This is a genomic window from Neotabrizicola shimadae (genome assembly GCF_019623905.1).
Taxonomy (GTDB): Bacteria; Pseudomonadota; Alphaproteobacteria; order Rhodobacterales; family Rhodobacteraceae; genus Neotabrizicola; species Neotabrizicola shimadae.
Map to the genome: position 1 here is coordinate 1,959,531 of NZ_CP069370.1, position 26,039 is coordinate 1,985,569.

The window sequence follows — 26,039 nt, forward strand, 5'->3', positions numbered from 1 at the left end:
ATCAGAACCGCCGGATCCCGCTTTCGGTGACGATGGCATCCAGCCGCTGGTCGGTCGGCTCGGTCGGAACCTCGTCAACCTCCTGCGCGTCGAAGGCAAAGCCAAGCGCCAGCACCGGCCCGCGCGCGCGCAGGCCTTCCAGCGTGCGGTCATAGAAGCCACCGCCATAGCCAAGGCGATACCCCCGCGCGTCAAACGACAGCAGCGGCACGATCAGCACCTCGGGCTCGATCCAGGCGCCTTCCGCCGGGATGGCCGCGCCAAACTCGCCCGGCACCATGGTGCAGCCCGGCGACCATTCGCGGAACTTCAGCGCCTGCCCCGGCCCCAGGATCACCGGCACACCCACCGGCCCGGCATGGGCCGCCATGGCCGCCGTCGGGTCGATCTCGGTCCGCATCGCCATGTAGCCCGCCAACCGCTTGCCCGCATGGGCCGCCAGGACATCGGCCAGCAATTCCGCCGCCTGCCCCTGCCCTGCCGCAAAGGCCGCCTTGCGGGCGGCAAAGGCCGACTTCCGCGCTGCGGCCTTGTCGGTCATATCAGCACCAGGGTGGCGAGCCCAAGGAAGGCGAAGAACCCCATCACATCGGTCAGCGTGGTCACGAAGGTGCCCGAGGCCAGCGCCGGGTCCAGCCCCAGCCGGTCCAGCGTCAGGGGCACCAGAACCCCCCCAAGCGCCGCCACGATCTGGTTGACCACCATGGCCGCCGCCAGAACCAGTCCGATCTTGATATCGCCAAAGATCAGCGACCCGGCCACGCCCAGAATCAGCGCCAGCCCCAGCCCGTTCAGCACGCCCGCCACCAGCTCGCGCAGGATCACCCGCTTGGCATTTGCCCGCGTCAGGTCGCGCGTCGCCAGCGCCCGCACCGAAACGGCCAGCGACTGCGTGCCGGCGATCCCCCCGGTCGAGGCGACGATGGGCATCAGTGCCGCCAGCGCCACCAGCGAGGCGATGGTGCCCTCGAATGCCGAAATCACCAAGGCCGACAGCGAGGCCGTCGCAAGGTTCACCACCAGCCAGGGCAGCCGCGACTTGGCGGTTTCCAGCGGCCCGTCCGACAGGCTGGATTCGTCGCCCACGCCAGCCAGGCGCAGCATGTCTTCCTCGTGCTCCTCGTCCAGCACGTTCATCGCATCGTCGATGGTGATCACGCCCACCAGCCGCCCGCCCTTGTCCACCACCGGGCAAGAGATCAGGTGATACTGGTTGAACATATAGGCCACGTCAGCCTCTTCATCGGTGGCCTGTATGGTGCGAAAACTCTCTTCCGTGATGTCCTTCAGTTTCGCATCCCGCGCCGAGGACAGCACCCGCCCAAGCGTGACATACCCCTGCGGCTTCATGCGCGGATCGACCAGGATGACATGGTAGAACTGGTCCGGCAGGTGATCTGCGCCCCGCAGGAAGTCGATGGTCTGGCCCACGGTCCAATCCAAAGGCGCCACCACCACCTCGCGCTGCATAAGGCGGCCGGCGGAATGCTCCGGGTAGGACATCGCCTGTTCGACCGCGGCCCGCTCCGACTGGTCCAGTGCACCAAGGATCAGGCCGCGCTGCTGCGGCTCCTCGATGTCCTCCAGAAGGTCCACGACATCGTCGGATTCAAGCTCGCGCACCGCTTCGGCCAGAATCTCGGGCGGCAGCGCCTCGACGACCTCCTCACGGATGCCTTCGTCGATTTCCGAAAGGATCTCGCCATCGAACTCGCGGCCGTAAAGCTGCAGCAGGTCAAGACGTTCGGAAGGGCCGATCTGTTCAAGGATGTCGGCGATGTCGGCCGGGTGCAGCGGCTCAAGCAGAGCGGTCAGGCGCGCGCCGTCGCGGGCCTCCACAGCCTCCAGCACAGCCTCCAGCCGGGCTTCGTCCAGGGCCACCTCGGTCCCTTCGATGATGGCACTGTCCTCGCCCATGAGACCCCCGTTCGGATTGCCGCGACCTTAGCGAAAGCTCTTTCAAAGAAACAGGGGCAGGTCCGACCTTTTTCGCCGCAGCCGCGACGCGGCCAAAAGGCCAAGCCCTTGACTTCCCTTTGCATTCACCTTTACCCAAATACGGCGCAGGCGGCCCAAAAGGCGCAAGCCAGACCGGCACCTGCCACAAGCCCCCCACTTTTCTGCAACAGCACAAGGCCTTAGGCTGTGCCCTCGACATGCACGGGGACCCCGATGACCGAACTGATCCTAGGCCAGACCCTCCGCTTCCAGGGCGACCCCTTCGAGATGGGCCCCGAAGCCGCGCTGCATGACAGCGCCGGCGGCGTGGCCATCGACCAGGGCCGCATCCTCGCCGTGGGTTCCGCCACCGATCTGCGCGCCCGTTATCCGCAGGCCAGGGTCACCGACCATGGCAAGGCGCTCATCTCCGCGGGCTTCGTCGATGCCCATGTGCACTACCCCCAGACCGCCATCATCGCCTCCTGGGGCAAGCGGCTGATCGACTGGCTGAACAGCTACACCTTCCCCGAGGAAATGCGCTTCGCCGATCCTGCCTATGCCGAAGCGATCGCGCACCGCTACCTAGACCTCGTCACCGCCCACGGCACCACCACGGTCTGCACCTACGCGACGATCCATCCGGCCAGCGTGGACGCCATCTTCTCGGCGGCCCAAGCCCGCGGGATGCGCCTTTACGCCGGCAAGACCTGCATGGACCGCAACGCGCCCGAAGGCCTGCGCGACACCGCCCAATCGGCCTACGACGACAGCCGCCGGCTTCTGGAGAAATGGCACGGGATCGACCGGCTGAACTATGTCATCACGCCGCGCTTCTCACCTACGTCCACGCCCGAACAGCTCGCCGCCCTTGGCCAGCTCTGGCGGGAATACCCCGATTGCCTGATGCAGACCCACCTCAGCGAACAGACCGACGAAATCGCCTGGGTGAAGTCCCTGTTCCCACAGTCGCGCGACTATCTGGATACCTACGAATCCCAGGGCCTCCTGCGCGAAGGCGCACTCTACGGCCACGCCATCCACCTGACAGACCGCGAGAAATCCCGCCTCATCGAGGCGGGCGCCAGCCTGATCCACTGCCCGACCTCCAACACCTTCATTGGCTCGGGCCTCTTCGACATGGCACTCGCCACGAAACTGCGCGTCGGCCTCGCCACCGATACCGGCGGCGGGTCCTCGTTCTCCATGCTGCGCACTATGGCCGCCGCTTACGAGGTCGCACAACTCCGCGGCCAGGCGCTACACCCCTCACAGCTCTGGTGGCTGGCAACGCAAGGCTCCGCCCGGGCACTCCATGCCCAGGACAGCATTGGCAACCTTGCACCGAGCATGGAGGCCGACATCGTGGTGATCGACCTCGCCTCCACCCCCGCCATCGAACAGGCCACGCGGCGGGCAGAAACGATCTGGGAGGCACTCTTCCCGACCATCATGATGGGAGACGACCGCGCCATCCGCGACGTGCGGATCATGGGGAAGGCTTCTGCCCGCGCTTAGGGGCCGGCCTCGGGCCGCGCGGCGCCGCGGGCGCGCGCCCCTCGGGTTTCGGCGTGCGCGGCCGCTTCGGCGGCGGCGGGGCAGGATCGGCCAGTTCCCAGCCGTCAGGATAGAAGTCATGCGCCAGCGCGATCTCGGTCGCCATCCGCTCGCGCTCCCACACCGCCTCAGGTGTAACCGGGATCGGCGCCGAAGTGGCAATCACCGTCTCGCGGTCCCCCAGGCGCCGCGTATGAAACCCCTTGGCGCGCAACGCCTTTTCAAAGGCCGCCCAGTCCGCGTCCAGCTCCTCCACAAAGAACTGGAAATCTACCGCCGACATCGCGGGCAGGCCCTTCGCCCCCTTGAAGGTGGCGAAGGTCTCGCGCCGCTGCGCCTCGTAATTGTGCCCCATCGCCGTCCCCGCTGCGCCAAACCTGCCTTGCGCCTAGCATTTCCTGCCCCTCTCGACCAGCGCCCCGCGCCGCCAAAAGAAAGGGGCGGCCGAAGCCGCCCCAGTGAGGGGACACAATTGACCGTTTCTAGGTGACGATCAGATCCGCAGCGCCGTTCCAGGCATTCCAGTCGACCACACTGAAGCTGCCCGCTCCGAACGCGCCCGTCAGGTTGACGCGGAAGTCGTAGCCCGCCGTCGCATCCAGACCGATGTAGATCGAGGTCACACCGCCCACGGTCTCGATCTCTGCCGCCCATTGGCCAACCGTCGCACCGTTGCCGGCGGCGAGGCTGTTGATGTGGACACCCTCGAACCGCAGGATGTCACCGGCCGCAGCGTCGGCCACCAGATCCGTGCCGTTCGACCAGACCGAGGTGAACAGGAACTGGTCGGCATCCGCGCCGCCATACAGCGTGTCGGTGCCGCCGCCGCCGTTCAGGATGTCCCGCCCGGCTGCGCCGCGCAGCACATCGTTGCCGCCGAAGCCACTCAGCCGGTCATTGTAGGCCGAGCCGGTGAAGTCGAACTGATCGACGTTGATGTAACGGGTGCTGTAGGATCCATCCACCGCCTCCATCGCCCACCAGCCATACCCCTTGTCCACGGTGCGCACGCTGGCGGTCGCGGTGCTGGCATCGGCGGTCAGCTTGTCGGTGCCGGCCCCGCCGTTCACCTCGTTGACGCCGCCGGTACCGACGTTCACCACGTCGTTGCCGTCATTGGTGTTCAGCACATGATTGCCCACCACGGCAGACAGGTTGATCGTGTCATTGCCTGACCCGGTGTTCAGCTGCACGCTCTCGATCCCGGCCAGCTTTGTGCCATTGCCGACCAACGTGCCAGCTCCAGCCGCCGTGAGCGTCAGCGTCAGGCCGGCTGTCGCGGCGCTCAGGTTCATCGCCCAGGTGTCCTGGCCGGCCCCGCCATTGACCGAGTCGGCACCGCCTGCACCGGAATAGAGGGTGTCGTTGCCCGCCCCGCCGATCAGCGTATCGGCCAGCGCGCCGCCATCCAGTGCATCGTTGCCGTTGCCGCCGGTGATGTTGAACCGCTCCATGTTGAGGTAGTCCGCATACTGGCTGTCCGACACGGTGCCATACCGCCACCAGCCATAGCCCACGTCGCGGTTGTCGATGTCCTGATCGAACCCGGCAAAGCTCAGCACCAGAAGGTCGGTCCCCGCCTCACCGTTCACGCGGTCTATGCCCAGGCCGGGGTTCAGCGTGTCATTGCCAAGCCCGCCGTTCATCGTGTCGTTCAGCGCATAGCCCGCGGTCGAGAAACTGTCGTTCCCGGCGCCAAGCGAGATGCTGACCTGCTCGATGTTGCGGATGGACAGGTTGCGCGCTGTAAGCTGCGCCGTGGTCTGGCTGGCAACCGCATCGAACAGCATCGCGCCGTTCAACGCCGTCAGATCGGCCGCCCAGGCGTCATGGCCCGCGCCGCCGTCGATCACCGCCGTTCCGGCCGCGCTGTTCAGCCAGTCGTCGCCATCGTTGCCGTTCAGCGTATCGCGGTTGCCCCAGCCGACCAGCGTGTCATGCCCGGCGCCGCCGGTCAGGTTCAGCTGCTCGATGCCGTAGTAATCGACGATGTCGCCGCTGCGCGACGAGAACCGCCACCAGCCATAGCCGCGGTCGCTGTGCGAGATGCCGCTGTCCGCGCCGGTGATGCCGCTCCAGTCCACGATCAGCGTATCGGTCTGACCGCCGCCATTGACCGAGTCGAAGCCACGGCCCGTGGTGATGACGTCGTTGCCATCATTGGTGTTGATGACATCGTTGTAGATACCGGCATGGGCCGTGATCCGGTCGCTGCCGGCGCCCGTGGTCAGGGAAAGCCGCTCGATCCCGCTGATCGTGGCGACATTCGCGGTCTGCGTGTTCAGGTTCACCTGGACCGAGGTGGTATAGCCCGACATGTTGGCTTCCCAGACATCCGTGCCATCGCCACCGGCGATCACGTCGGCACCCGACACGCCGTTCAGCCAGTCATTGCCGGCCCCGCCGGTCAGGGTGTCCACCAGGCCACCGCCCGACAGGATGTCATGGCCAGACCCGCCGGTCAGATTCACCCGCTCGACACTGTAGGTGTCCACCCACCGCGTGCCGGCCTGATCGCCCAGACGCCACCAGCCATATCCGCGGTCGGTCCAGGAGATGCGCGTCGTCGCCGCCGAGAAGTCGGCCACCAGCAGGTCTTCATCCACTCCGGCGTTGAAGGTGGATCGACCGCTGTTCACGATGAACGTGTCGTTCCCGGCGCCGGATTCGAAATACTGGTCGCCCGTCACCGCGCTGGCATCAACCAGATCTCCGCCGCTGCCGGTCACCAGGCTCACCTGCTCGATGCCGCGCAGCCGCGCGCCCGTCGCGCCGATGATGTTCCACACGCCGGGCGTCAGCGTCACCGTGACGCCCACGTTCAGCCCGCCATAGTTCGCGGACCACAGATCCCGTCCAGCCCCGCCATCAATCGTATCGGCGCCAAGTCCGCTGGAGATCGAGTCATTGCCGGCCCCGCTCACCAGCCGGTCATTCCCATCCCGCCCGCCGATCCGGTCATTGCCGGACCCGGTCGTGATGTCGAAGCTCTCGAAGTTGATGAAGTCGATCGCCGAACTGAAATCGTCAGCAAACCGCCACCAGCCGTAGCCGACGTCACGCAGCGTGACATCCGTACCCAGCGTGGCCCAGTTCACGACAAGCCTGTCAGTCCCGGCCAAAGCATCGACCGAGTGATACGTTCCCGGCGTCACCGTCACCAGATCGTCGCCAGTCGTCGTCGGAAGACCCGTAATCGCCATAATCCCCTCCATTTGCGGCCTTACGCAAACCGATCAGAGATTGGGCAAACCCGCCATGATCCAGGTCAAAGTTTGATCATATTCAGTATTTGATCAGGATCAACCCGCCATCAGCCGCCGCGCCAGGGCGTTCTGGCGGTCCACCGCGCGGCCCAGGTCGATGCTTGCCATCGCCCCGCCCCGCACCACCTGCCGCCCCTCGACAAACAGGTCGCGCACCCGCGTCGGCCCGCACAGGACCAGCGCCGCCACGGGGTCCCAGGCCCCCGCCGCCTCGATGCCAGAGACATCCCAGATCGCCAGGTCGGCCCGCATCCCCGGCGCCAGTGCCCCGCAATCGTCACGCCCCAGGACCCGCGCCCCGCCCAGAGTGCCGATCTCCAGCACCTCGCGCGCGCTCATGGCATCCGCCCCCCGCGCCACGCGCTGCAACAGAAGCGCCTGCCGCGCCTCGGCGATCAGGCTGCCGGCGTCGTTGCTGGCCGATCCGTCCACCCCCAGCCCCACCTTCACTCCCGCATCCCGCATCGCGCGCACCGGCGCGATGCCCGATCCCAGCCGGCAGTTGGAACAAGGGCAATGCGCCACGCCCGTGCCGGTCCGTGCGAAAAGCCCGATTTCCTGGCCGTCCAGCTTCACGCAATGCGCGTGCCAGACATCCGGCCCGGTCCATCCCAGATCCTCGGCATATTGCCCAGGCCGGCAGCCAAACTGCGCCAGGGAATAGGCGATGTCCTCGTCGTTCTCGGCCAGATGGGTGTGCAGCATCACCCCCTTGTCCCGCGCCAGCAGGGCCGCATCGCGCATCAGCTCGCGGCTCACCGAAAAGGGCGAACAGGGTGCCAGTCCCACCCGCACCATCGCCCCCGGTGCCGCGTCGTGAAAGGCATCCACCACCCGGATGCAATCCTCAAGGATCGCGCGCTCGTTCTCGACAAGGCTGTCCGGCGGCAACCCGCCCGCGCTTTCGCCAATCGACATGGCACCCCGCGTCGGATGGAACCGCAGCCCCACCTCTCGCGCCGCGGCGATCGTGTCATCCAGACGCGATCCGTTCGGGTAAAGATACAGGTGATCCGAGGTCAGCGTGCAGCCCGAAAGCGCCAGTTCCGCCAGCCCCACCTGGGCCGAGACGAACATCTCCTCCGGTCCGAACTTCGCCCAGATCGGGTACAGCGTCTTCAGCCATCCGAACAGCAGCGCATCCTGCCCGCCCGGCACCACGCGGGTCAGCGTCTGGTACAGGTGGTGATGGGTGTTCACCAGGCCCGGCGTCACCACGCAGCCGCGGGCCTCCACCACCTCGGCCCCCGGCGCCTGCACCCCCTTGCCTACCGCCGCGACCGCGCCGCCGCGTATCAGCACATCGCCGCCGGCGATCTCTTCGCGGGCGGCGTTCATGGTCACAACCACATCGGCATTGCGGATCAGGATATCCGTCATCTCACCATCCTCACCCCTTCGGTGAGACTGTGTGGCAGGCCGACAGAAGGGGGAAAGGACTCGGATCCTGCGCCGCAAATCTGCCCGCCGCAGAAGCCGGGCGCAAGTCTCGCGCGGTCAGCCGTTCAGCCAGCGCAGTGCTTCGGCGTGAATTTCGGCATTTGCCGCCGCCAGCACGCGCCCACCCTCCAGGCACGGCCCGCCCTGCCAGTCGGTGACGATGCCGCCCGCCGCCTCGATCACCGCAATCGGTGCCTGCACGTCATAGGCCTGCAAGCCTGCCTCGATCACCAGGTCGATCTGCCCGGCCGCAACCAGCGCATAGCCATAGCAATCCATTCCATAGCGCACCAGCCGCGCCCGCGCCGCCACGTTGCGGAACGCCGCACCCTCGGCGGGCGTTCCCACTTCCGGAAAGGTCGAAAACAGGATGGCATCCGACAGGGCGCGCGGCCCCCGGCACCGCAGCACCCGCTCTCCCGAAGGCCCCGTCACCAGCGCGCGGCCCAGCCCACCCTCGAACCGTTCGCGGATATAGGGTTGGTCGATCAGCCCGTAAACCACGCCCTCCGCATCGCGGACCGAGATCAGCACCCCCCAGGTGGGCGTGCCCGAAAGATAGCCGCGCGTCCCGTCAATGGGATCCAGCACCCAGGTCAGGCCGGACGTTCCCTGGACCGCCCCGAACTCCTCGCCCAGGATGCCGTCCTGCGGACGCCGCCGGGCAAGGATGGCGCGCATGCGCTCCTCGCTCAGCCGGTCGGCCACCGTCACCGGGTCGAACCGGTGCGTTTCCTTGGAATCCGCCGCAAGGGCGTCGGTCCGGAAGTGCAGAAGCGTCGCGTTCCGCGCCGCCTCGGCCAGTTCAGCGGCCGTCGAGATCAGGTCTTCGGCCGTTGCCGCATCAATCCGCGCCATGGTGCCTCCGCCGGCCCCGCACCGGGGCATCCCCGGTCGCTAGCCCGGCGCCATGGCGCGGTCAAGGTTCCCTTCAGGCGGCTTCGCTCAGCACGCGCGCCAGATCAAACAGGCGGCGGCGTTGCGCTTCGGGAATGGCGTAATAAGACCGCACCAGCTCCAGCGCTTCCTTGTCGGCCATCATGTCGGGGGCACCAGCCGGCTCGGCGGCGTCTTCCAGCCCTTCAAAGAAGAAGGAAATCGTCACGCCCAGGGCATCGGCAATGTCCCACAGGCGGGACGCGCTGACCCGGTTCATGCCGGTTTCGTACTTCTGGATCTGCTGGAACTTGATACCGACCTTGTCCGCAAGCTGCTGTTGCGTCATGCCAATCATCCAGCGCCGATGGCGGATACGCTTGCCGACATGGGCGTCAACGGGATGCTTCATCGAATACTCCAATCATGGGTTTGTCACTCGTCACCACGGCCCTCGCGCACCGGTCTTCGGAACCCCAGTCACCGCAGGGTTGAAAATCGCCTCCAGCCGCTCGCCTGTAAACCTGTCTAAATGGACAAGTCCAATTGTACAGGTGGATAGGCGAAACTCACCTCCCGCGCGACCCCACTGCACCGTGCAGACCCCTTGCCAACCGGCCAACAGTCGGAAAAGCTGAAAGAAACCGCATAAATTGAAGGAGAGGCCGTTGCGCGCCTGGCGGATCGAATCACTTGGCGACTCACCGGTGCTGGCCAACCTTGACCGGCCCGAACCTGGCCCCGGACAGGCCCTGGTGCGTGTGGCGGCGGCCGGTCTCAACTTTGCCGACCTCCTGATGGCAAAGGGCGCCTACCAGGACCGCCCCGCCCTGCCCTTCACCCCCGGCCTCGAACTCGCCGGCCGGGTCGAGGCTCTGGGTCCAGGCACCGCCGGACCGCCCCCCGGTACCCGCGTCGCCGCGGCCACGCTCGGCGCTTTCGCCGAATATGCCCTGGTCCCCGCCGAAACCCTTGTGCCCCTGCCCGACACGATGGATTTCGCCACCGCCGCAGGCTTCCTCATCGCCTACGGCACCTCGCACCTCGCGCTGGCCCATCGCGCCCGCCTCCAACCCGGCGAGACGCTTTTCGTCACCGGCGCCGCCGGCGGCGTGGGCCTGACCGCGGTGGAAATCGGTGTCCGCATGGGCGCGCGCGTCATTGCCTCGGCGCGCGGCGCCGACCGGCTGGACATCGCCCGCGCCGCGGGCGCCCACCACCTCATCGACAGCGAGGCGCCGGGCCTGAAAGAGGCGCTGAAGGACCTCGGCGGCATCGACGTGTTCTACGATCCGGTGGGCGGCCCCGCCTTCGACGCGGCACTGCGCGCCGCCCGCCCCGAAGGCCGCCTCATCCCCATCGGCTTCGCCTCGGGCGAGGTGCCGCCCATCCCGGCCAACCTGCTTCTGGTCAAGAACCTCACCGTCATCGGCCTGTGGTGGGGCGGTTACACGCGGTTCGCCCCGGCGCTCGCTCGCGACAGCCTCGCCACCCTGTTCGACTGGGTGGCCGAAGGCGCACTGAAGCCGCTCGTCAGCCACGCCCTGCCCTTCGACGCCCTGCCCGAGGCGCTGGCCCTCATCCGCGACCGCAAGGCCACCGGCAAGGTCGTGCTGATGGTCGATCCCGCCGCCTGAACCGCGAAAAACCCGCGGTTTCGCTGTTGACTCTGCTTCGCGCCTGCGTAAAAGGCGGGCTTCAAGAATTCACGGGGCAACGCCAGTTTCCCCGGCCAAGGAGAAACGAAATGGCGAAGCCGACGACGATCAAGATCCGTCTGAACTCGACGGCGGGCACCGGGCACTTCTATGTGACCAAGAAGAATGCCCGCACCATGACCGAAAAGATGGTCGTAAAGAAGTATGACCCCGTCAAGCGGGAGCATGTCGAATACAAGGAAGGCAAGATCAAGTAAGATCGCTTTCCCGTTCGGGATGTAAGGCCGCGTCGCCCGACGCGGCCTTTTGCTTTTCGGGGGTCCGCATGTCCGACACCATCACCCTGCGCCTCGCCACCCCTGCCGATCTGGCGGCGGTCGATGCGCTTCTGGCCCGTGCCTATCCGCGCCTGCTCGCCGCCGACTACCCGCCCTCGGTGCTGGTCACGGCCATCCCGCTCATCGCCCGTGCCCGGCCCGAACTCCTGGCCTCCGGGCGCTACTGGCTCGCCTGCAACAGCGCCGGCGCCGTGCTGGCCGCCGGCGGCTGGTCGCGCGGTGCGCCCACCGACGGCGCGCACCGCGCGAGCACCGCCCATATCCGCCACGTCGTCACCGACGACCGCAACACCCGCCGCGGCCTCGCCCGCGCCGTGCTGACCCGCGCCATGGACCAGGCCCGCGCCACCGGCGTCACGCGGTTCGACTGCTGGTCCACCCGCACCGCTGAACGCTTCTACCAGAGCCTCGGCTTCACCACCCTCGGCCCGGCCGACATCCCCCTCGCCCCCGGCATCGCCTTCCCGGCGATCCGCATGACGCGCGAGGGCTAGATGCAGCGCATCATGATCGTGGGCCAGCCCGGCTCCGGCAAATCCACCCTCGCCCGCCAGCTCGGGCAGCGCACCGGCCTGCCGGTGCACCACATGGACCACATCCACTGGATGCCCGGCTGGGTCGAGCGGCCCCATGCCGAAAAGACCCGCCTTGCCCGCGAGGTCGAGGCGCAAGAGACCTGGATCTTCGAAGGCGGCCACTCCGCCACCTATGCCAGCCGCGCCGCCCGCGCCGACCTGATCCTCTGGCTCGACATACCCCTGCCGCTCCGTGCCTGGCGGGTCCTGCGCCGCAGCCTGCTGGACCACGGCCGCACCCGCCCCGACCTGCCCGAAGGCTGCCCCGAACGCTTCGGCCCCGAAACCCTGCCCTTCTGGCGCTACATCTGGGCGACCCGCCACACCGGCCGCAACCGCATCGCCCGCATGCTCGCCGCCGCCCCGCCCGGCATCCCCGTCCTGCGCCTGACCTCGCTCAGGGACGTCCGGCGCTTCCTCGACAGCCTGCCCAAATGAAAAGGGCCGGTCCACCGGACCGGCCCCCGCACCTTTGCCTGTAAACCGTCAGCGACGGTCGCCCAGGAACTGCAGCAGGAACATGAACAGGTTGATGAAGTCCAGGTACAGCTGCAGCGCGCCCATGATGGCGGCCTTGCCCAGCCATTCCTGATCCATCGCCTGCGCGTGCTGGATGTACTCGTTCTTGATGCGCTGCGTGTCGAAGGCGGTCAGGCCCGCGAACAGAAGCACGCCGATCACCGAGATGGCGAAGGACATCGCCGCCGAGGCGAGGAAGATGTTGACCAGCGAGGCCACGATCAGCCCCACCACGCCCATGATCAGGAAGGTCCCGAAGGGCGACAGGTCACGCTTCGTCGTATAGCCGTACAGCGACAGCGAGGCGAAGGCGATGGCCGTGACCAGGAAGGTCGTGGCGATCGAGGCGCCGGTGAACGCCAGGAAGATCCAGGCCAGCGACAGGCCCATGATCGCGGCATACACATAGAAGTACAGCTGCGCGCCGGCCAGCGACAGGCGGTTCAACGCCGCGCCGAAGAACATCACCATGCCCAGGGGCAGGAACATGACCACCCAGCCCAGGATGTTCATCTTGCCCGTCGCCGGGTCCATCAGGGCCGACATCAGCGCCGGCGACGTGCCGACCGCCCAGGCAACCGCGCCCGTGATCAGCATGCCGACGGACATCAGCCCGTAGACCTTGTTCATGTGGGCACGAAGGCCCTCGTCGATCTGTGCGGCCCGGGCACCGACGCCCGCCGTACGGATCGTGTCAAATTCAGCCATGTGTTGCCTCCGATGTCTGCGCCATTGCTTATTCCCGGCCTTTTCAAGGGCCGGGCTCTGCCGGCAATATCGGAAGCGTCAGGGCACATTTCAAGAACTCTCTTCAGAAAACATGACCGGAATGGTCATGTATTCCCCGTCACCCCCGGCGGACCTGCTCCCAGTCCCAGAACCCGCGCTCTGCCTCGCGCAGCGCCTCGTCCCGGGTCAGGCCGATGTCGCGCAGGATCGCCTCGTCCAGGTCGCGCAGCCGGCGGCGGCTCCGCTGCACGGCAAAAAGGGCAACCAGACGGGACAGCCGGCCCCGCAGCCCGCCCGACGGGCGGCGCGAAGGCGAAAGGGAACTGGCGGATGAAAGCGGCATCGACATGGCAGGCTCCATTATCATATCGTGTTTCGGTATGGATCACTCGGGTCTCATCAACTTGTGTGATTGGTATACAGGGGGCTGGCCCATTCCGAAAACGAATGTTAATGAAGGGAAACATCAGGAGTTGTGATATGCCCCGCAACCTCGACCTCACCGCCCTGCGCTCTTTCGTCGCCATCGCCGATGCAGGCGGGGTCACCCGCGCCGCGGGCTTCCTCAACCTCACGCAGTCCGCCGTCTCGATGCAGATCCGCCGTCTCGAGGAATCGCTGGACCTCGCGCTGCTCGACCGCACCGGCCGCGGCGTCAGCCTCACCCCCGCGGGCGAACAGCTTCTCGGCTATGCCCGCAAGATGCTGGCGCTCAATGACGAGGTCTACGCCCGCCTCACCCAAGCCAACCACGAAGGCGAGGTCGTGCTCGGCGTGCCGCATGACATTGTCTATCCGCAGATCCCGCAGGTGCTTCAGGCCTTCGCGCGCGACTATCCGCGGATGAAGGTCACGCTCCTGTCCTCCTTCACCCGCACGCTGCTGGCCCAGTTCGGCCGCGGCGAATGCGACATGATCCTCACCACCGAAGATTCCGTGGGGCCGGGCGGCGAGACGCTGACCGAATTGCCCCTCATCTGGATCGGCGCGCGCGGCGGCCAGGCCTGGCGCCAGCGCCCGCTGCGGCTGGCGCACGAACAATCCTGCTTCTTCCGCCAGCCCACGCAAGCCGCGCTCGATGCCGCGGGCATCCCCTGGGTCATGGCGATGGACGGCTCCTCCAGCCGCGCGACCGAGGCCATCGTGTCCGCCGACCTTGCCGTTCACACGATGCTGGCCGGTTCCGAACCTGCCCATGTGGAACGCATCGCCCACGGTGGCACCCTGCCCGACCTCGGCAGCTTGAAGATCAATCTCTATGTCGCTGAAACTGCGCGCAATTCCGCCGTGTCCGCCCTGGCCGACCTGGTGCGCCACGCCTATTGCTGCGCTCTCCCTGCCGCGCCGATGCGCAGCGCCATCGCCGCCGGCGCCTGACCCGCGCGACAGCCGGCACCCGCGCCTCCCCTCTCCCCTCGTGGGAGAGGGTCAGGGAGAGGGGGCGCCCCTCCAGACGGAAATGAAATGCGCGGATGGCCTGTAAGCCGGATTCTGTTCCGGGGGTTGCCCCCCTTCGACGACCATTCCTCTGCCACCGCCGTTACCGGCGGGGTCAAGCTGCCAACCCGGGCCTCCGGGCTGAGACGTCCCTGCGGAGGTCTCCGGCAGCCTTTCGGCTGTTGGCCCGGACCTTTCCGCGCGAGGCCCCTATTCGGCATTGCTCCGGGTGGGGCTTGCCGTGCCGTCCCGGTTGCCCGGTCCGCGGTGGGCTCTTACCCCACCGTTTCACCCTGACCCCGGCTTCCCCGCGATAGGGTCGCGGCACCGGGGCAGTCTGTTCTCTGTGGCGCTTTCCCTGGGGTTGCCCCCGCCGGGCGTTACCCGGCACCCTTGCCTCATGGAGTCCGGACTTTCCTCGAACCTTTCGGCCCGCGGCCGTCCGGCCATCCGCACGCCGCTGACTTAGGCCGCCCTGCCGCCCCCGTCAACGCCAAAGCGGCGGCCCAGATCCACCGCCATGCCAGCATCCACCGCATCCAGCGGCCCATGCGCCCAGGGCCGGAACCGCAGCCGGAAGGCGCGCAGGAGCACGTCCTCCTCCAGGTCGGGGTATCCAAAAGCCCTGGCCGACGGCAGGAACGCCGAAGGCGGCGCTACACCACCCGCCACAGGCCAGACCGACAGACCCGCCAAAGCCAGCCGCCGCCAGTCAAACCGCGGCCCCGGGTCCGCCTTGCGCAGGGGCGCCATGTCGGAATGGCCGATCACGCCCTCAGGCGCGATCCCCCACCGCTCCATGATCCCGGCCAACAACCGCTCCAGCCCCGCCATCTGCGCGGCGGCAAAGGGCTCGGTCCCCCGGTTCTGCAACTCGATGCCGATGGAGCGCGAATTCACATCCCCCGCACCGCCCCATTCGCCCGCGCCCGCGTGCCAGGCCCGCATCTCCTCTGGCACCAGCGCCTCGGCGCTTCCGTCCACATCCACCAGCCAATGCGCCGAAACCTCCCAGGCCGGGTCGCACAGCCGCTCCCGCGCCGCGGCGCAGCTTTCCATCGCGGTGAAATGGATGACCACCAGCGAGGGCCTCGCGCCCCCGCGCCGCTCGCCGAAATTGGGCGAACCCGCCACCTACTGCTGAACGGCCAGCCGATAGGGCGTCGGATCCCAGCCACAGGCAAAGCCGTCGCCATCCGGGTCCAGCCCTTTGCGATCCTTCTCCGGCCCGCCCGCCTCAAGGAAGGCCTCCTGCGCCAGATCGGCCGAGGAATACTTGGCGCAGGCATTGCCCACCTGGATCGACCCGCGCGAATAGACCTTCTGCCCCACCGCATTGGTGGTCGAGATGGCGTACTGCGCCAGGTTCGGCCCGGTGTCCGCCGGCCGTTCCGGCACCGCGGTCGGCGGGATCACCTCGTACTGCGCCCGGTTCGCCGCAATCCGCGCCGCATCGCTCTCGATGGTCTCGCGGCTCGCCACGGCCTGGAAGTCGTTCTCGTCGGAAATGCCGGTATGCGTCACCGCGCCCATCTCCGCCGTGGTCTCGGCAATCCCCGCCGGGGCATTGCCGCGCGGCCGGTTCGTGCTGTCCGCCGGCAAAGCCGCGGCCGTCATCGGCGGCGCCCCGATGGCGGTCTCCGCCGCCCCGGCTTCCGCCGCCGCGATCATGGCCGTCTGCGGCGCGCCCACGCCCTCGGCCCGGTCGATCGCCGCCGCCGCCGCCTCTGGCGAAAAGCCCGCCGCCGGCGCAACAGGCGCCCCGGCCGCCCCCGCCGCCATGTTCGACGCCGACTGATCCCGCATGTAGCTGTTGTAATCCTGGAATCCGGGTCCGGATTCCGGCACCTGCGGCGCACAGGCAGCAAGGCCCACAAGGCACAGGGAAATCAGCGGAAGGCGCATCTTGGAGGGTCTGGAGGTGATCAGCATCCGGCCGCCCTTACCACCATTTCGCGGCTTTGGCCACAAAGCCCGCCGCCCGCTCCAGCACATAGGCGTGATTGAGCAGATCGCCCTCTTCCCAGGGCCGCCCGATCAGCTGCAGCCCCAGGGGCAACCCCTTGGCATCCAGCCCCACCGGCACCGCAACGCCCGGGAGCCCCGCCAGGTTCACCGTCACGGTGAACACGTCGTTCAGGTACATCTCCACCGGGTCGGCGCTGGCCATCTCGCCCAGGCCAAAGGCGCTCGACGGCGTGGCCGGCGTCAGGATTGCATCGATCCCCGCCGCGAAGGCCAGTTCGAAATCGCGCTTGATCAGCGCCCGCACCTTGCGCGCCCGGTTGTAATAGGCGTCATAGAAGCCGGCCGACAGCACATAGGTCCCGATCATGATCCGCCGCTGCACTTCGGTCCCGAAGCCTTCCGCCCGGGTCTTCTCGTACATCTCGGTCACGCCGTCGCCCTGCGCCAGCTTCGCGCGGTGGCCATAACGCACTCCGTCATAGCGCGCGAGGTTCGAAGACGCCTCCGCCGGCGCGATCACGTAATAGGCCGGCAGCGCATACTTCGTGTGGGGCAGGCTGATGTCCACGATCTCGGCCCCGGCATCGCGCATCATGTCGATGCCCGACTGCCACAAAGCCTCGATCTCGGCCGGCATCCCATCCATGCGGTATTCCCGCGGAATGCCGATCTTCTTGCCGCGGATATCCCCGGTCAGCGCCGCCTCGAAATCCGGCACCGCCAGTTCGGCAGAGGTCGAATCCTTCGGGTCATGCCCCGCCATCGCCCCCAGCATGATCGCCGCATCCCGCACCGTCTTGGTCATCGGCCCGGCCTGGTCCAGCGAGGACGCAAAGGCCACGATGCCCCAGCGGCTCACCCGGCCATAGGTCGGCTTGATCCCGACAATCCCGGTAAAGGCCGCCGGCTGCCGGATCGACCCGCCGGTATCCGTCCCGGTCGCCGCCAGACACAGATCGGCCGCCACCGCCGCTGCCGAGCCGCCCGAGGACCCGCCCGGCGTCAGCGCCGTCTCATCGTTCCCCCGCCGCCAGGGGTTCACCACATTGCCATAGCAAGAGGTCTCGTTGGACGACCCCATGGCGAACTCGTCCATGTTCAGCTTGCCCAGCATCACCGCGCCCGCCTCGAACAGCTGCGTCGTGACGGTCGATTCATACTCCGGCTTGAACCCGGACAGGATGTTAGACGCCGCCTGGCTTGGCACACCCTTGGTGCAGAACAGATCCTTGATCCCCAGGGGAATCCCGCACATCGCGGGCGCCTCGCCCGCCTTCAGGCGCTGATCCGCCGCCCGCGCCTGCGCCAGCGCGATATCCGGCGTCTTGTGGACAAAGGCGTTCAGCCCGTCGCCCGCATCCATGGCGGTCAGGCAGGCCATGGTCAGGTCCACGGCACTCAGCTCGCCCTTGCGCAGCGCATCCCGCGCCGCGGCAATCGTCATTTCATTGGCGCCCGTCATGGCCTTGTCGCTCATTCCACCACCTTCGGCACGGCAAAGAACCCCTCGCGGGCATCAGGCGCATTGGCCAGAACCTGCGCCTGGATGTTGCCATCCGTCACCACATCGGCCCGCCGCTTCAACCGCATCGGCGTGACGCTGACCATCGGCTCGATGCCGGTCACATCCACCTCGTTCAGCTGTTCCATGAAGGTCAGGATACCGGACAGCTCCTGCGCCAGCGCCGGCAGCCGCTCTTCCTCCACCCGGATGCGCGCGAGCTTCGCCACCCGCCGCGCGGTCTCGATGTCGATGGACATGGGACACCCCTTTTCACGATTGCGCCCCGTTTAGCCGTCCGCCCCCGCTGCCGCAAGCCACCCGCGGTAGGCCACGATCAGCCCGCCGCCAAATGGTGCGTGCATTTCCACGTGAAAGCGGAACCGCCCGGCCTCTGCCACCTCCCGCGCCACCACGCAGGGCAGGCACCAGCGCGGCAGGGGCAGGCCCAGACAGCGCCCCGCGAGCAACGGCCAGTGCAGCGCCCCGTCGCGCAGCTCCAGCCCCAGGTCAAAGGCGAAAGGCCCGAAGCGTTCCACCAGCCGCCCGCTTCGGCCCGACAGGCGCGACCGGAACCGCCGCGCCCCGAACCGCCGCTCCCAGATCTCGCCCCCCGCGACCGGCCGCTTCACCACCTCAACCGGCACGTCGCGCCCCGCCGCCGGAAAGCGGAACAGCGCCGCAATCGCCCGCGCCAAAAGGCCCCGGCCCCGCTCCACCTCGGCCCGGCCCGCCCAGCGGCGCGGCCCTGCATGGTCATGGGTAGCCCGCACCTCTTCCGGCAGGCGCGCGAAATCCGCCCCCAGCACCGCCGCGAACAAGGGCACCACCGGCTCCGCCTCGCGCCCAAGCGTCACCGCCAGATCGCCCATCGCCGCCTCGGCCCGGCCCAGCGGCAGCACCGCCACCGCCGGCCGCGCCCCCGGGGCCAAGGCGCCCAGATCGCGCAACACCGCCCGCGCCGCCACCGCCGGCACGAACGGCCCCTCGCCGCGCTCGGCCAGCAGCACCCAGCGCCGCCGCTCCCAGCCCCCGGCGCCGCGCCCTGTCACCTCCACCACCATGCCGCCCGCATCGCTGCCAAAGGGCGCCAGCACCACCGCCGCGCCCCGCACTGCGGCCACCAGCCAGCCCGGCATCCCGAAGCCAAGCCGCCCGCGCAGCCACGACAGCACCGCAAGGCCCCTGTTCATCACGCCAAGCTCCATCCCGGCGCGAAACTCCACTGTCCGCGCCCCGAAAGCCGCCGGAAACAGCCGCTGATCCGGCACCTCGATCACATAGCCCCGCCGCCGCATCCCCGGCGCCAACTCGAACGCCCGTGGGTCCGACCAGCTCCGCACCGGCTCGGACCGCCCGTCCAGCACCTGCGCAAAGGCCGTCCCCGCCTGATGCAGGATGCTCTCCACCACCGACCGCCCGCGCGGCGCGCGGTTCCCCGGCAGGATGGCCGAGGAGATCAGGTCCACCTCCGCCCACCCCTCCGCCAGCGCTGCCACGGCCAGGGACGACAGGCACGGCACGCTCGATACGCCGGACAGCGCCACGACACCCGCCGCGCGCGCCTCAGCATCCAGCGCCCCGATCCCGGCACAGAACGCCGCGTCATCCGCCAGGTCCAGGTAATGCACGCCCCGCGCGATGCAGTCCCGCGCCAGCCGCCAGGGATCGCCGCCATAGGCATGGAACGGCCCCGCCGCATCCACCACCACCTCCGGCACCGCAGCCCACAGCGCGCCCAGATCGCCCCGCCGGTCCAGAACCAGCACGCCGCAGCCCGTCTCGGCAGAAAGCCGCCGCAGCGCCGCCTCGCCCCGCCCGGCGGCCAGGACCTCATGCCCATCACGGGCCAGCAACCGCACCAGCCGCGACCCGAACACGCCCGAGCCGCCCAGGACGACCACCCTCATCCGATCAGCCGCGCCCGGAAGGCGGGGTCCGGGATCGCGCACATGTCACCCTTGCCGAAGATTGCATAGCGGTTGCGCGCCACCCGGCGATACAGCCAGTCGCGCAAGGGCTTCGGAATGGCGCGCAGCAGGATCAGCCCCCGCCCCCAGCCGCCCGACCGCCAGCCCACCTCGGCCATGGCGTCGAAATCCGTCCAGGCTCGGCCATCGGCCAGGAACAGCCAGCTTTCCGGATCGGTCCCGGAAATCCCGTGCTCTGCCAGCAGCCGCTGCCCAAGCCCGGTCTGCACCGGGCAGATCTTCACACTTCCGCTGCGGTCCAGCCGATGGATCATCCGCGCGCCAAAGGAACACAGCGCGCACTGCGCATCCATCACCGCCACCGGCCCCTCGGGCAAGCCGTCACGCACCATACCCAACCCCCGCCACACCCTTTCGCCCCGGCGCAGGCCGGGGCCTCGACACACCCCGCGCGCCTCGGACAATCGTTAAGTCCAAGTTAACACGCACTCGCAACCCATTGTTTTCAATAACACCAACCTAGCGTCCGAGCTCGGACGCCCTCTGCCGCCGCCAGACCTCGATCAGCCAGGCCAGAAGCACGGCATTGGCCAGGTGCCACAGGAAATGCGTCCCCCCCGGCAGGCTCGCGCACAGGGGCTCGTCCAGGGTCCGAAAGGTCAGCGAGACCCCGAAGATCGCCACCGCCCCCGCCAGCCCCCGCGCCACCGCCGGCGCCCGCCCCGCCATCACCCCGGCAAAGACCACCATGACCACCAGCACCGGCACATAGCCGGCCGAAGACCCCAGCCAGTCCAGCCGCGCCCAAAGGGGCACGGTCAGCGCCGCATAGGGCAGGAAGGCCGCCGTCAACAGCCCCGCCCCCCAGCGCGGCAACCCCAGGAAATCCCGGAAGGCCACATAAAGATAGGCCAGGATGAACACCTGGATCGGCACCACATCCATCATCATGGTCAGGGGATTGGCGAAGGCATGATAAAGCCCCGACCCCACCCCGATCGTGGCCAGCATCGCCGCCAGCATCCGCCCCGCAGGCATCCCCCGGCAGCGGTGCCACATCACCGCCCCGGCCAGCACAAAGGCCGCATTGGTCACCAGGTTCCACGGCTCCGCCCAAAGCCCCGGCCCCAGCCGCTCGCAATACTCGTCCACCGGCGCCAGCCAATCCGTCATGGACCTCACTCCCTGATGCCCTATCCTGACCATCCTGAAAGACAGTTACGGAGACAAGCCCATGCAGATCACCTGGCTCGGCCATTCCGGCTTCCGCATCCAGATCGAACAGGCCACCCTGCTCATCGACCCCTGGATCACCGGCAACCCGATGTTCCCCGCAGACCGCCGCGCCGAGGCGCTGGAGGGCGTGACCCATGTGCTCCTGACCCACGGCCACGGCGACCATTCCGGCGACGCCGCCGCCATCGCGCTGGAGAAGTCCGTGCCGTTGGTCGGCATCTACGACCTCGTCACCTGGTACAAGGAACGCCAGCAGGTCGAAATCATCGGCTTCAACAAGGGCGGCACCGTCACGCTCGGCGGCGCAAGGGTGACGATGGTCAACGCCAGCCACTCCTCCTCGGTCGCCACGCCGAACGGCCCCATCGCCGCGGGATCGGAAGCCGGCTTCATGATCGCGGGCGAAGGCCACACGATCTATGTCTCGGGAGATACCGACATCATGGCCGACATGGCCTGGATGGGCGAATTGCACCAACCCGACATCGGCATCCTCTCGGCCGGCGGCCATTTCACCATGGACATGACCCGCGCCGCCTGGGCCGCGCGCAAGTATTTCAACTTCAGCTGGGTCATCCCCTGCCACTACCGCACCTTCCCGCTTCTCGCGCAGGACGCGGCAGAGCTCCGGGCGGGCCTGCCGCCCGGAACAACGGTGATCGAGCCCGAAGTGCTGGACCCGATCACCTTCTGAGCCTCACCAGCGCGGCCCCGGCATCGGCTCATGCCGCGGCCCGCGGCGGAAGTCCGGGCCGACGCCGATGTCACGGCGCAGGTGCTCGGGCAGGTCGCTGATCCGGGCGCGCGGGGGCGCCCGGTTGCTTTTCAGGATGGCCGCCATCAGCGCGGCCATCACCTTCAGGGCACCGTATTCGGCGACAAGGCTTTTCAGGATCGTCTCGGGGCGCCGCGGGGATGCGGCGATGCGGTCATAGGTCATCTGGATCCTCACCGGACAGCCTTCACGGCCGCCGGCTCCTGTTGGGATTGGGTGGAACGACCCCGAAGGTTACAGGACGGAATCCGCCCTTGTTGTTCAGGGTCTGTCAGCGGTGGAAGGAAGGGAGCCTCGGCTCCCGGTTCGGATCTGTCGCGTCAGCCTTGCGAACGCGGATCCCAAGTGCCATGAAGCCCAATTTCAGGCAGGCGAGCGGTGGTGAATGCAGCCATGTCACGCCTCCTTTGTGGTGCAGGTTTCCGGCTCGGCCTCGATAGCCGCGCCCCTTGACTCGCGCAACCGCAATTCAGCGGCCCGTTGACGCAGGGGCCGCCTGTGGCCGCCCGGCCACGCTAGCCCCGCCGGCCGGCAAAGAAGTCGCGCAGCAGCGCAGCCGCCTCGCCCGCCGCGATCCCATCATAGACCTCGGGCACATGGTGGCACTGCGGATGGCTGAACACCCGCGCGCCATGCGCCACGCCCCCGGACTTCGGATCCGCCGCGCCGTAGTAGACCCGCGCCACCCGCGCCGCCGAAATCGCCGCGGCGCACATCGGACAGGGTTCCAGCGTCACGTAAAGATCATGCCCGCCGATCCGCTCCGACCCCGCCGCCGCACAGGCCGCGCGGATCGCCAGCACCTCGGCATGGGCGGTCGGATCCGACAGCTCGCGCGTCCGGTTTCCGGCCCGAGCGACGACCGCGCCACCCGGAGAAACCACCACCGCCCCCACCGGCACCTCGCCCCGCAGGCCCGCCGACCGCGCCTCTTCCAGCGCCAGCGACATGAAGGACCGGAATCCGCTCACCCGATCTTCCCCCTTCTTCCGTTCTCAAATATCCTCGGGGGTCCGGGGGCAGACGGCCCCCGGCGGTTTCCACCCCGCGCCACGCCGGGGTCATTTGCCCCCAAGGTTCCCGCCCATGGCCGAAAAGTCCACCCCCGAAGGCGCCCCGCCCGGAGAACGCATCGCCAAGGTGCTCTCGCGCGCCGGCGTCGCCTCGCGGCGCGAGGCCGAACGGCTGATCGAACTGGGCGAGGTCACGGTGAACGGCAAGACGATCACCTCGCCTGCGCTGAACGTGACGGCAAAGGACCGCATCACCGTGCAGGGCAAGCCCCTGGCCGCGCCAGAACCCGCGCGGCTCTGGCTCTACTACAAGCCCGAGGGGCTGGTAACCTCGGCCGCCGACGAGAAGGGCCGCGCCACCGTCTTCGACTCGCTGCCCGAAGACATGCCGCGCGTCATGTCCGTGGGCCGGCTCGACCTCAACTCCGAGGGGCTCCTGCTTCTCACCAACGACGGCGAGCTGAAGCGGCGGCTGGAGCTTCCCTCCACCGGCTGGCTCAGGAAGTACCGCGTCCGCGTGAACGGCAATCCCACCGACCCCGACCTGGAGCCGTTGCGCAAGGGCATCGTCGTCGAAGGCGAGAAGTTCCAGCCCATGCAGGTCACGCTCGACCGCGTACAGGGCGCCAATGCCTGGCTGACGGTCGGCCTGCGCGAGGGCAAGAACCGCGAGATCCGCCGCGCCATGTCGGCCATCGGCCTCACCGTGAACCGGCTGATCCGCGTCAGCTACGGCCCCTTCCGCCTGAACGAGATGAAGCCCGGCGAGGTCGAGGAGGTGCGCCCCCGCGTCCTGCGCGAGCAACTGGGTCTCGAAGCCCCGCCCGGCTCCGAGACCGGCACCGCCAAGGCCCGCCCCCCAAGACCCGGCGTCAAACCGGGTCCCAAGCCGGGCGGAAAGCCTGCCGCGAAACCCGCCGCAGCCGCCCGGCCCGGCGCGAAACCCGCCGCGCGCCCGGCATCCGCCCCCGGCACGCGACGCCCGCCGCCGCGCAAGCCCTGAGCCTTCCGTTTTCCGTTGGTGGCCGCCCGCCCGGCGGCTATAGTCGGGTCGCGCAAGCTGCGAAACCGGAGGAATGATGACGGCCAAGGCCCTGCAATCCCTGTCCTTCTTCCTGCTCGTCGCGCTCATCCTCTACGTCGGCGGCAGGGGGATCTGATGGCGCAGCGCTATGGCGGCAAATTCAGCCCCGGCGTGCAGCCGCAGCCCGATCCCAAATCCCCTGCCCCACAGCCACCCAATGTCTATGACAACCGCCGCCCGGCCTCGTCGCGAGGGCGCACCAACATCCTGTTCCTGGCGCCCCTGCCCTTCCTCATCGCCGCCTTCACCGGCGATGCGCGCCACCTCGTCACCGGCCTCTCCGCCGCAGCCCTCCTGACGCTCGCCACCTGGCTCACCCGCGAAGGCATCGTGGCGCAGGATGCCTACGACGCCCGCACCGTCGCCCGCCGCCCGGCCATCCCGCGCAAGATCTTCGGCGCCGTCATCACCGGTGCCGCGCTCGCCCTCGGCACCACGCTCTGGCAGCCGGGCTTCCTCCTCCCCGCCCTCGTCGGCCTTGCCGGCGCCGCGCTGCATCTCGGCGCCTTCGGCCCCGATCCCCTGCGCAACAAGGGGATGGAGGGCGTCGACAGCTTCCAGACCGACCGCGTCGCCCGCGCGGTCGACGAGGCCGAGAAGTACATAACCGGCATGAAGGACGCGATCCTGCGCGCCAAGGACCCCGCGCTCGAAGCCCGGGTAGACCGGTTCGCCGCCACCGCCCGCCAGCTCTTCCGCAGCATCGAAAGCGATCCCGGCGACCTGACGGCCGCGCGCAAGTACCTCTCGGTCTATCTGATGGGTGCCCGCGACGCGACCGTGAAGTTTGCCGACCACTACGCCCGTGCCCGCGATCCAGAGGCCCGCGCCGAATACGAAGCCTTGCTCACCGACCTTGAAACCACCTTCGCCGGCCGCACCCAGGCGCTTCTGTCCAACGACCGCACCGACCTCGATGTCGAGATCTCGGTGCTGCGCGACCGGCTCAAACGCGATTTCTGACAGGGAGTTTCCCATGACCGATACCATCCGCGACCAGGCCGCCCAGGCCCTTGCCGAAGTCGAGAAGGTCACCGCCGTGCTGCTGCCCGAACCGGGCGGCGAGGTGGTGGCCCTGGAAGCCGCCTCCCCCGACCGCAAGGCCGAAATCGAACGCCGCATGGCCGAGCTTGACCTCGGCGACAGCCAGTCGATCATCGCCTTCGGCTCGAAAGCCCAGGCCGAGCTTCAGGTCATCAGCCAGGAAATGCTGGCCGACGTGAAGAACAAGGATGTGGGCCCGGCGGGCGATTCCTTGCGCGAAATCGTCTCCACCATACGCGGCTTTTCCGGCGAAGAGCTGGACGTGAACCGCAGCCGCAGCTGGTGGGAACGCCTGACCGGCGCCGCAGCCCCCATGGCGCAATTCATGGCGCGCTACGAAGAGGTTCAGACCCAGATCGACCGCATCACGGAGAACCTCCTCAGCCACGAACACAAGCTTCTGAAGGACGTGAAGGCGCTCGACATCCTCTACGCCAAGACGCTCAGCTTCTACGACGAGCTTGCGCTGTACATCGCGGCCGGCGAAGCCCGGCTGAAACAGGCGGATGAAACCGACATCCCGGCGAAAGAGGCTGCGGTGAAGGCCGCGCCGGAAAACGACCAGGTGCTGAAGGCGCAGGAGTTGCGCGACCTGCGCGCCGCCCGCGACGATCTGGAACGCCGCGTCCACGACCTGAAGCTGACGCGCCAGGTCACCATGCAGTCGCTGCCCTCGATCCGCCTGGTGCAGGAAAACGACAAGAGCCTGATCACCAAGATCAACTCCACCCTCGTCAACACCGTGCCGCTCTGGGAAACCCAGCTTGCCCAGGCCGTGACGATCCAGCGCTCGAAGGAAGCCGCCGAGGCACTGCGCGATGCCAACGACCTGACCAACGACCTGCTCACGAAGAACGCCGAGAACCTGCGCGAGGCCAACAAGGTGGTGCGCGAGGAAATGGAACGCGGCGTCTTCGACATCGAGGCGGTGCAGAAGGCCAACGAGACGCTCATCGCCACGGTCGAGGATTCCCTGCGCATCGCCGATGAAGGCAAGGCCCGCCGCGCCGCGGCCGAGGAGACCTTGGTGAAGCTGGAAACCACGCTGCGCGACACGCTGTCGGCGGCTTCGGCCCGCCCCGCCGCCGCCGGTTGATCCGGCACTGCCCTGCCGCCCGGCACCGCTGCGGTGCGGCAGGGATTCACACCGCGCG

Annotated in this window: 28 protein-coding genes and 1 other RNA gene; 10 read left to right on the forward strand and 19 right to left on the reverse strand. The window is 68.2% G+C overall.

Annotated features, from left to right (window positions below):
• Position 1 precedes the first annotated feature (1 nt).
• The gene (locus JO391_RS09440; protein ID WP_220664283.1) at positions 2–541 is read right to left on the reverse strand and encodes a 5-formyltetrahydrofolate cyclo-ligase; all 540 of its coding nucleotides are present in this window, start codon (positions 539–541) and stop codon (positions 2–4) included.
• Positions 538–1,917, reverse strand: coding sequence for a magnesium transporter (gene mgtE, locus JO391_RS09445; protein ID WP_220664284.1), 1,380 nt, complete (start codon positions 1,915–1,917; stop codon positions 538–540). The genes JO391_RS09440 and mgtE overlap by 4 nt, the downstream gene beginning before the upstream one ends.
• Before the next feature lie 255 nt (positions 1,918–2,172).
• Between mgtE and guaD the strand changes: the two genes are divergently transcribed.
• The gene (gene guaD, locus JO391_RS09450) at positions 2,173–3,456 is read left to right on the forward strand and encodes a guanine deaminase (RefSeq protein ID WP_220664285.1); all 1,284 of its coding nucleotides are present in this window, start codon (positions 2,173–2,175) and stop codon (positions 3,454–3,456) included.
• On the opposite strand, the gene JO391_RS09455 is transcribed toward guaD, so the two are convergent.
• The 5 genes from JO391_RS09455 to JO391_RS09475 all read right to left on the reverse strand — a co-directional run bounded on the left by JO391_RS09455 (position 3,428) and on the right by JO391_RS09475 (position 9,489).
• A complete protein-coding gene (locus JO391_RS09455; RefSeq protein WP_220664286.1) occupies positions 3,428–3,850 on the reverse strand; it encodes a hypothetical protein in 423 nt (140 codons plus the stop codon). The genes guaD and JO391_RS09455 overlap by 29 nt on opposite strands.
• Positions 3,851–3,977: 127 nt before the next feature.
• Positions 3,978–6,698, reverse strand: coding sequence for a beta strand repeat-containing protein (locus JO391_RS09460; protein WP_220664287.1), 2,721 nt, complete (start codon positions 6,696–6,698; stop codon positions 3,978–3,980).
• Positions 6,699–6,797: 99 nt separating this feature from the next.
• Positions 6,798–8,141 carry an 8-oxoguanine deaminase gene (locus JO391_RS09465; RefSeq protein ID WP_220664288.1) on the reverse strand — a complete coding sequence of 448 codons (1,344 nt, stop codon included), beginning with the start codon at positions 8,139–8,141 and terminating at the stop codon, positions 6,798–6,800.
• A gap of 117 nt (positions 8,142–8,258) precedes the next feature.
• Positions 8,259–9,059, reverse strand: a complete 801-nt coding sequence (locus JO391_RS09470) for an inositol monophosphatase family protein (RefSeq protein WP_220664289.1) — start codon at positions 9,057–9,059, stop codon at positions 8,259–8,261.
• Positions 9,060–9,132: 73 nt separating this feature from the next.
• Positions 9,133–9,489, reverse strand: a complete 357-nt coding sequence (locus tag JO391_RS09475; protein WP_220664511.1) for a helix-turn-helix domain-containing protein — start codon at positions 9,487–9,489, stop codon at positions 9,133–9,135.
• A gap of 256 nt (positions 9,490–9,745) precedes the next feature.
• Here JO391_RS09475 and JO391_RS09480 point away from each other — a divergent pair, with 256 nt between their 5' ends.
• The 4 genes from JO391_RS09480 to JO391_RS09495 all read left to right on the forward strand — a co-directional run bounded on the left by JO391_RS09480 (position 9,746) and on the right by JO391_RS09495 (position 12,086).
• Complete coding sequence (locus JO391_RS09480) at positions 9,746–10,714, forward strand: NADPH:quinone oxidoreductase family protein (protein ID WP_220664290.1); 969 nt, start codon at positions 9,746–9,748, stop codon at positions 10,712–10,714.
• Positions 10,715–10,824: 110 nt separating this feature from the next.
• Positions 10,825–10,992 carry a 50S ribosomal protein L33 gene (gene rpmG / locus JO391_RS09485; protein WP_023666545.1) on the forward strand — a complete coding sequence of 56 codons (168 nt, stop codon included), beginning with the start codon at positions 10,825–10,827 and terminating at the stop codon, positions 10,990–10,992.
• Positions 10,993–11,060: 68 nt separating this feature from the next.
• A complete protein-coding gene (locus JO391_RS09490) occupies positions 11,061–11,567 on the forward strand; it encodes a GNAT family N-acetyltransferase (protein WP_220664291.1) in 507 nt (168 codons plus the stop codon).
• A complete protein-coding gene (locus JO391_RS09495) occupies positions 11,568–12,086 on the forward strand; it encodes a P-loop NTPase family protein (RefSeq protein ID WP_220664292.1) in 519 nt (172 codons plus the stop codon).
• A 48-nt stretch (positions 12,087–12,134) separates the two neighbouring features.
• On the opposite strand, the gene JO391_RS09500 is transcribed toward JO391_RS09495, so the two are convergent.
• Positions 12,135–12,875 carry a Bax inhibitor-1/YccA family protein gene (locus JO391_RS09500; RefSeq protein WP_220664293.1) on the reverse strand — a complete coding sequence of 247 codons (741 nt, stop codon included), beginning with the start codon at positions 12,873–12,875 and terminating at the stop codon, positions 12,135–12,137.
• Between the two features lie 139 nt (positions 12,876–13,014).
• Positions 13,015–13,245, reverse strand: coding sequence for a YjiS-like domain-containing protein (locus tag JO391_RS09505; RefSeq protein WP_310795066.1), 231 nt, complete (start codon positions 13,243–13,245; stop codon positions 13,015–13,017).
• A 131-nt stretch (positions 13,246–13,376) separates the two neighbouring features.
• On the opposite strand from JO391_RS09505, the gene JO391_RS09510 reads away from it, so the two are divergent.
• Positions 13,377–14,273 carry a LysR family transcriptional regulator gene (locus JO391_RS09510; protein ID WP_220664294.1) on the forward strand — a complete coding sequence of 299 codons (897 nt, stop codon included), beginning with the start codon at positions 13,377–13,379 and terminating at the stop codon, positions 14,271–14,273.
• Between the two features lie 87 nt (positions 14,274–14,360).
• Here the strand turns inward: JO391_RS09510 and rnpB are convergent.
• From rnpB to JO391_RS09550, 8 genes are all read right to left on the reverse strand, one after another.
• An RNA gene (rnpB, locus tag JO391_RS09515) (RNase P RNA component class A) lies at positions 14,361–14,787 on the reverse strand.
• A gap of 11 nt (positions 14,788–14,798) precedes the next feature.
• The gene (locus JO391_RS09520; RefSeq protein ID WP_220664295.1) at positions 14,799–15,467 is read right to left on the reverse strand and encodes an N-acetylmuramoyl-L-alanine amidase; all 669 of its coding nucleotides are present in this window, start codon (positions 15,465–15,467) and stop codon (positions 14,799–14,801) included.
• On the reverse strand, positions 15,468–16,265 hold the full coding sequence (locus JO391_RS09525; protein ID WP_259444871.1) for a hypothetical protein: 798 nt from the start codon (positions 16,263–16,265) through the stop codon (positions 15,468–15,470).
• A 10-nt stretch (positions 16,266–16,275) separates the two neighbouring features.
• Entirely contained in the window at positions 16,276–17,763 is a 1,488-nt protein-coding gene (gene gatA, locus JO391_RS09530; protein WP_220664514.1) for an Asp-tRNA(Asn)/Glu-tRNA(Gln) amidotransferase subunit GatA, read from the reverse strand.
• A gap of 11 nt (positions 17,764–17,774) precedes the next feature.
• Entirely contained in the window at positions 17,775–18,062 is a 288-nt protein-coding gene (gene gatC, locus JO391_RS09535) for an Asp-tRNA(Asn)/Glu-tRNA(Gln) amidotransferase subunit GatC (protein ID WP_220664296.1), read from the reverse strand.
• Between the two features lie 30 nt (positions 18,063–18,092).
• A complete protein-coding gene (locus tag JO391_RS09540) occupies positions 18,093–19,712 on the reverse strand; it encodes an SDR family oxidoreductase (protein ID WP_220664297.1) in 1,620 nt (539 codons plus the stop codon).
• Positions 19,709–20,125, reverse strand: a complete 417-nt coding sequence (locus tag JO391_RS09545; RefSeq protein WP_220664298.1) for a thiol-disulfide oxidoreductase DCC family protein — start codon at positions 20,123–20,125, stop codon at positions 19,709–19,711. Before JO391_RS09545 ends, JO391_RS09540 begins: the two co-directional genes overlap by 4 nt.
• Positions 20,126–20,252: 127 nt before the next feature.
• On the reverse strand, positions 20,253–20,906 hold the full coding sequence (locus JO391_RS09550) for a ceramidase (protein WP_220664299.1): 654 nt from the start codon (positions 20,904–20,906) through the stop codon (positions 20,253–20,255).
• Positions 20,907–20,967: 61 nt separating this feature from the next.
• Between JO391_RS09550 and JO391_RS09555 the strand changes: the two genes are divergently transcribed.
• On the forward strand, positions 20,968–21,663 hold the full coding sequence (locus JO391_RS09555; protein ID WP_220664300.1) for a metal-dependent hydrolase: 696 nt from the start codon (positions 20,968–20,970) through the stop codon (positions 21,661–21,663).
• Between the two features lie 3 nt (positions 21,664–21,666).
• On the opposite strand, the gene JO391_RS09560 is transcribed toward JO391_RS09555, so the two are convergent.
• Together JO391_RS09560 and JO391_RS09565 are read right to left on the reverse strand one after the other, a co-directional pair.
• Complete coding sequence (locus tag JO391_RS09560) at positions 21,667–21,909, reverse strand: hypothetical protein (protein ID WP_220664301.1); 243 nt, start codon at positions 21,907–21,909, stop codon at positions 21,667–21,669.
• 350 nt (positions 21,910–22,259) lie between these two features.
• Positions 22,260–22,694, reverse strand: a complete 435-nt coding sequence (locus JO391_RS09565) for a nucleoside deaminase (RefSeq protein ID WP_220664515.1) — start codon at positions 22,692–22,694, stop codon at positions 22,260–22,262.
• 136 nt (positions 22,695–22,830) lie between these two features.
• Here JO391_RS09565 and JO391_RS09570 point away from each other — a divergent pair, with 136 nt between their 5' ends.
• The 3 genes from JO391_RS09570 to JO391_RS09580 all read left to right on the forward strand — a co-directional run bounded on the left by JO391_RS09570 (position 22,831) and on the right by JO391_RS09580 (position 25,981).
• Positions 22,831–23,760, forward strand: coding sequence for a pseudouridine synthase (locus tag JO391_RS09570; RefSeq protein WP_220664302.1), 930 nt, complete (start codon positions 22,831–22,833; stop codon positions 23,758–23,760).
• 156 nt (positions 23,761–23,916) lie between these two features.
• Entirely contained in the window at positions 23,917–24,804 is an 888-nt protein-coding gene (locus JO391_RS09575) for a 5-bromo-4-chloroindolyl phosphate hydrolysis family protein (protein WP_220664303.1), read from the forward strand.
• 13 nt (positions 24,805–24,817) lie between these two features.
• Positions 24,818–25,981 carry a toxic anion resistance protein gene (locus JO391_RS09580; RefSeq protein WP_220664304.1) on the forward strand — a complete coding sequence of 388 codons (1,164 nt, stop codon included), beginning with the start codon at positions 24,818–24,820 and terminating at the stop codon, positions 25,979–25,981.
• Positions 25,982–26,039: the final 58 nt, after the last annotated feature.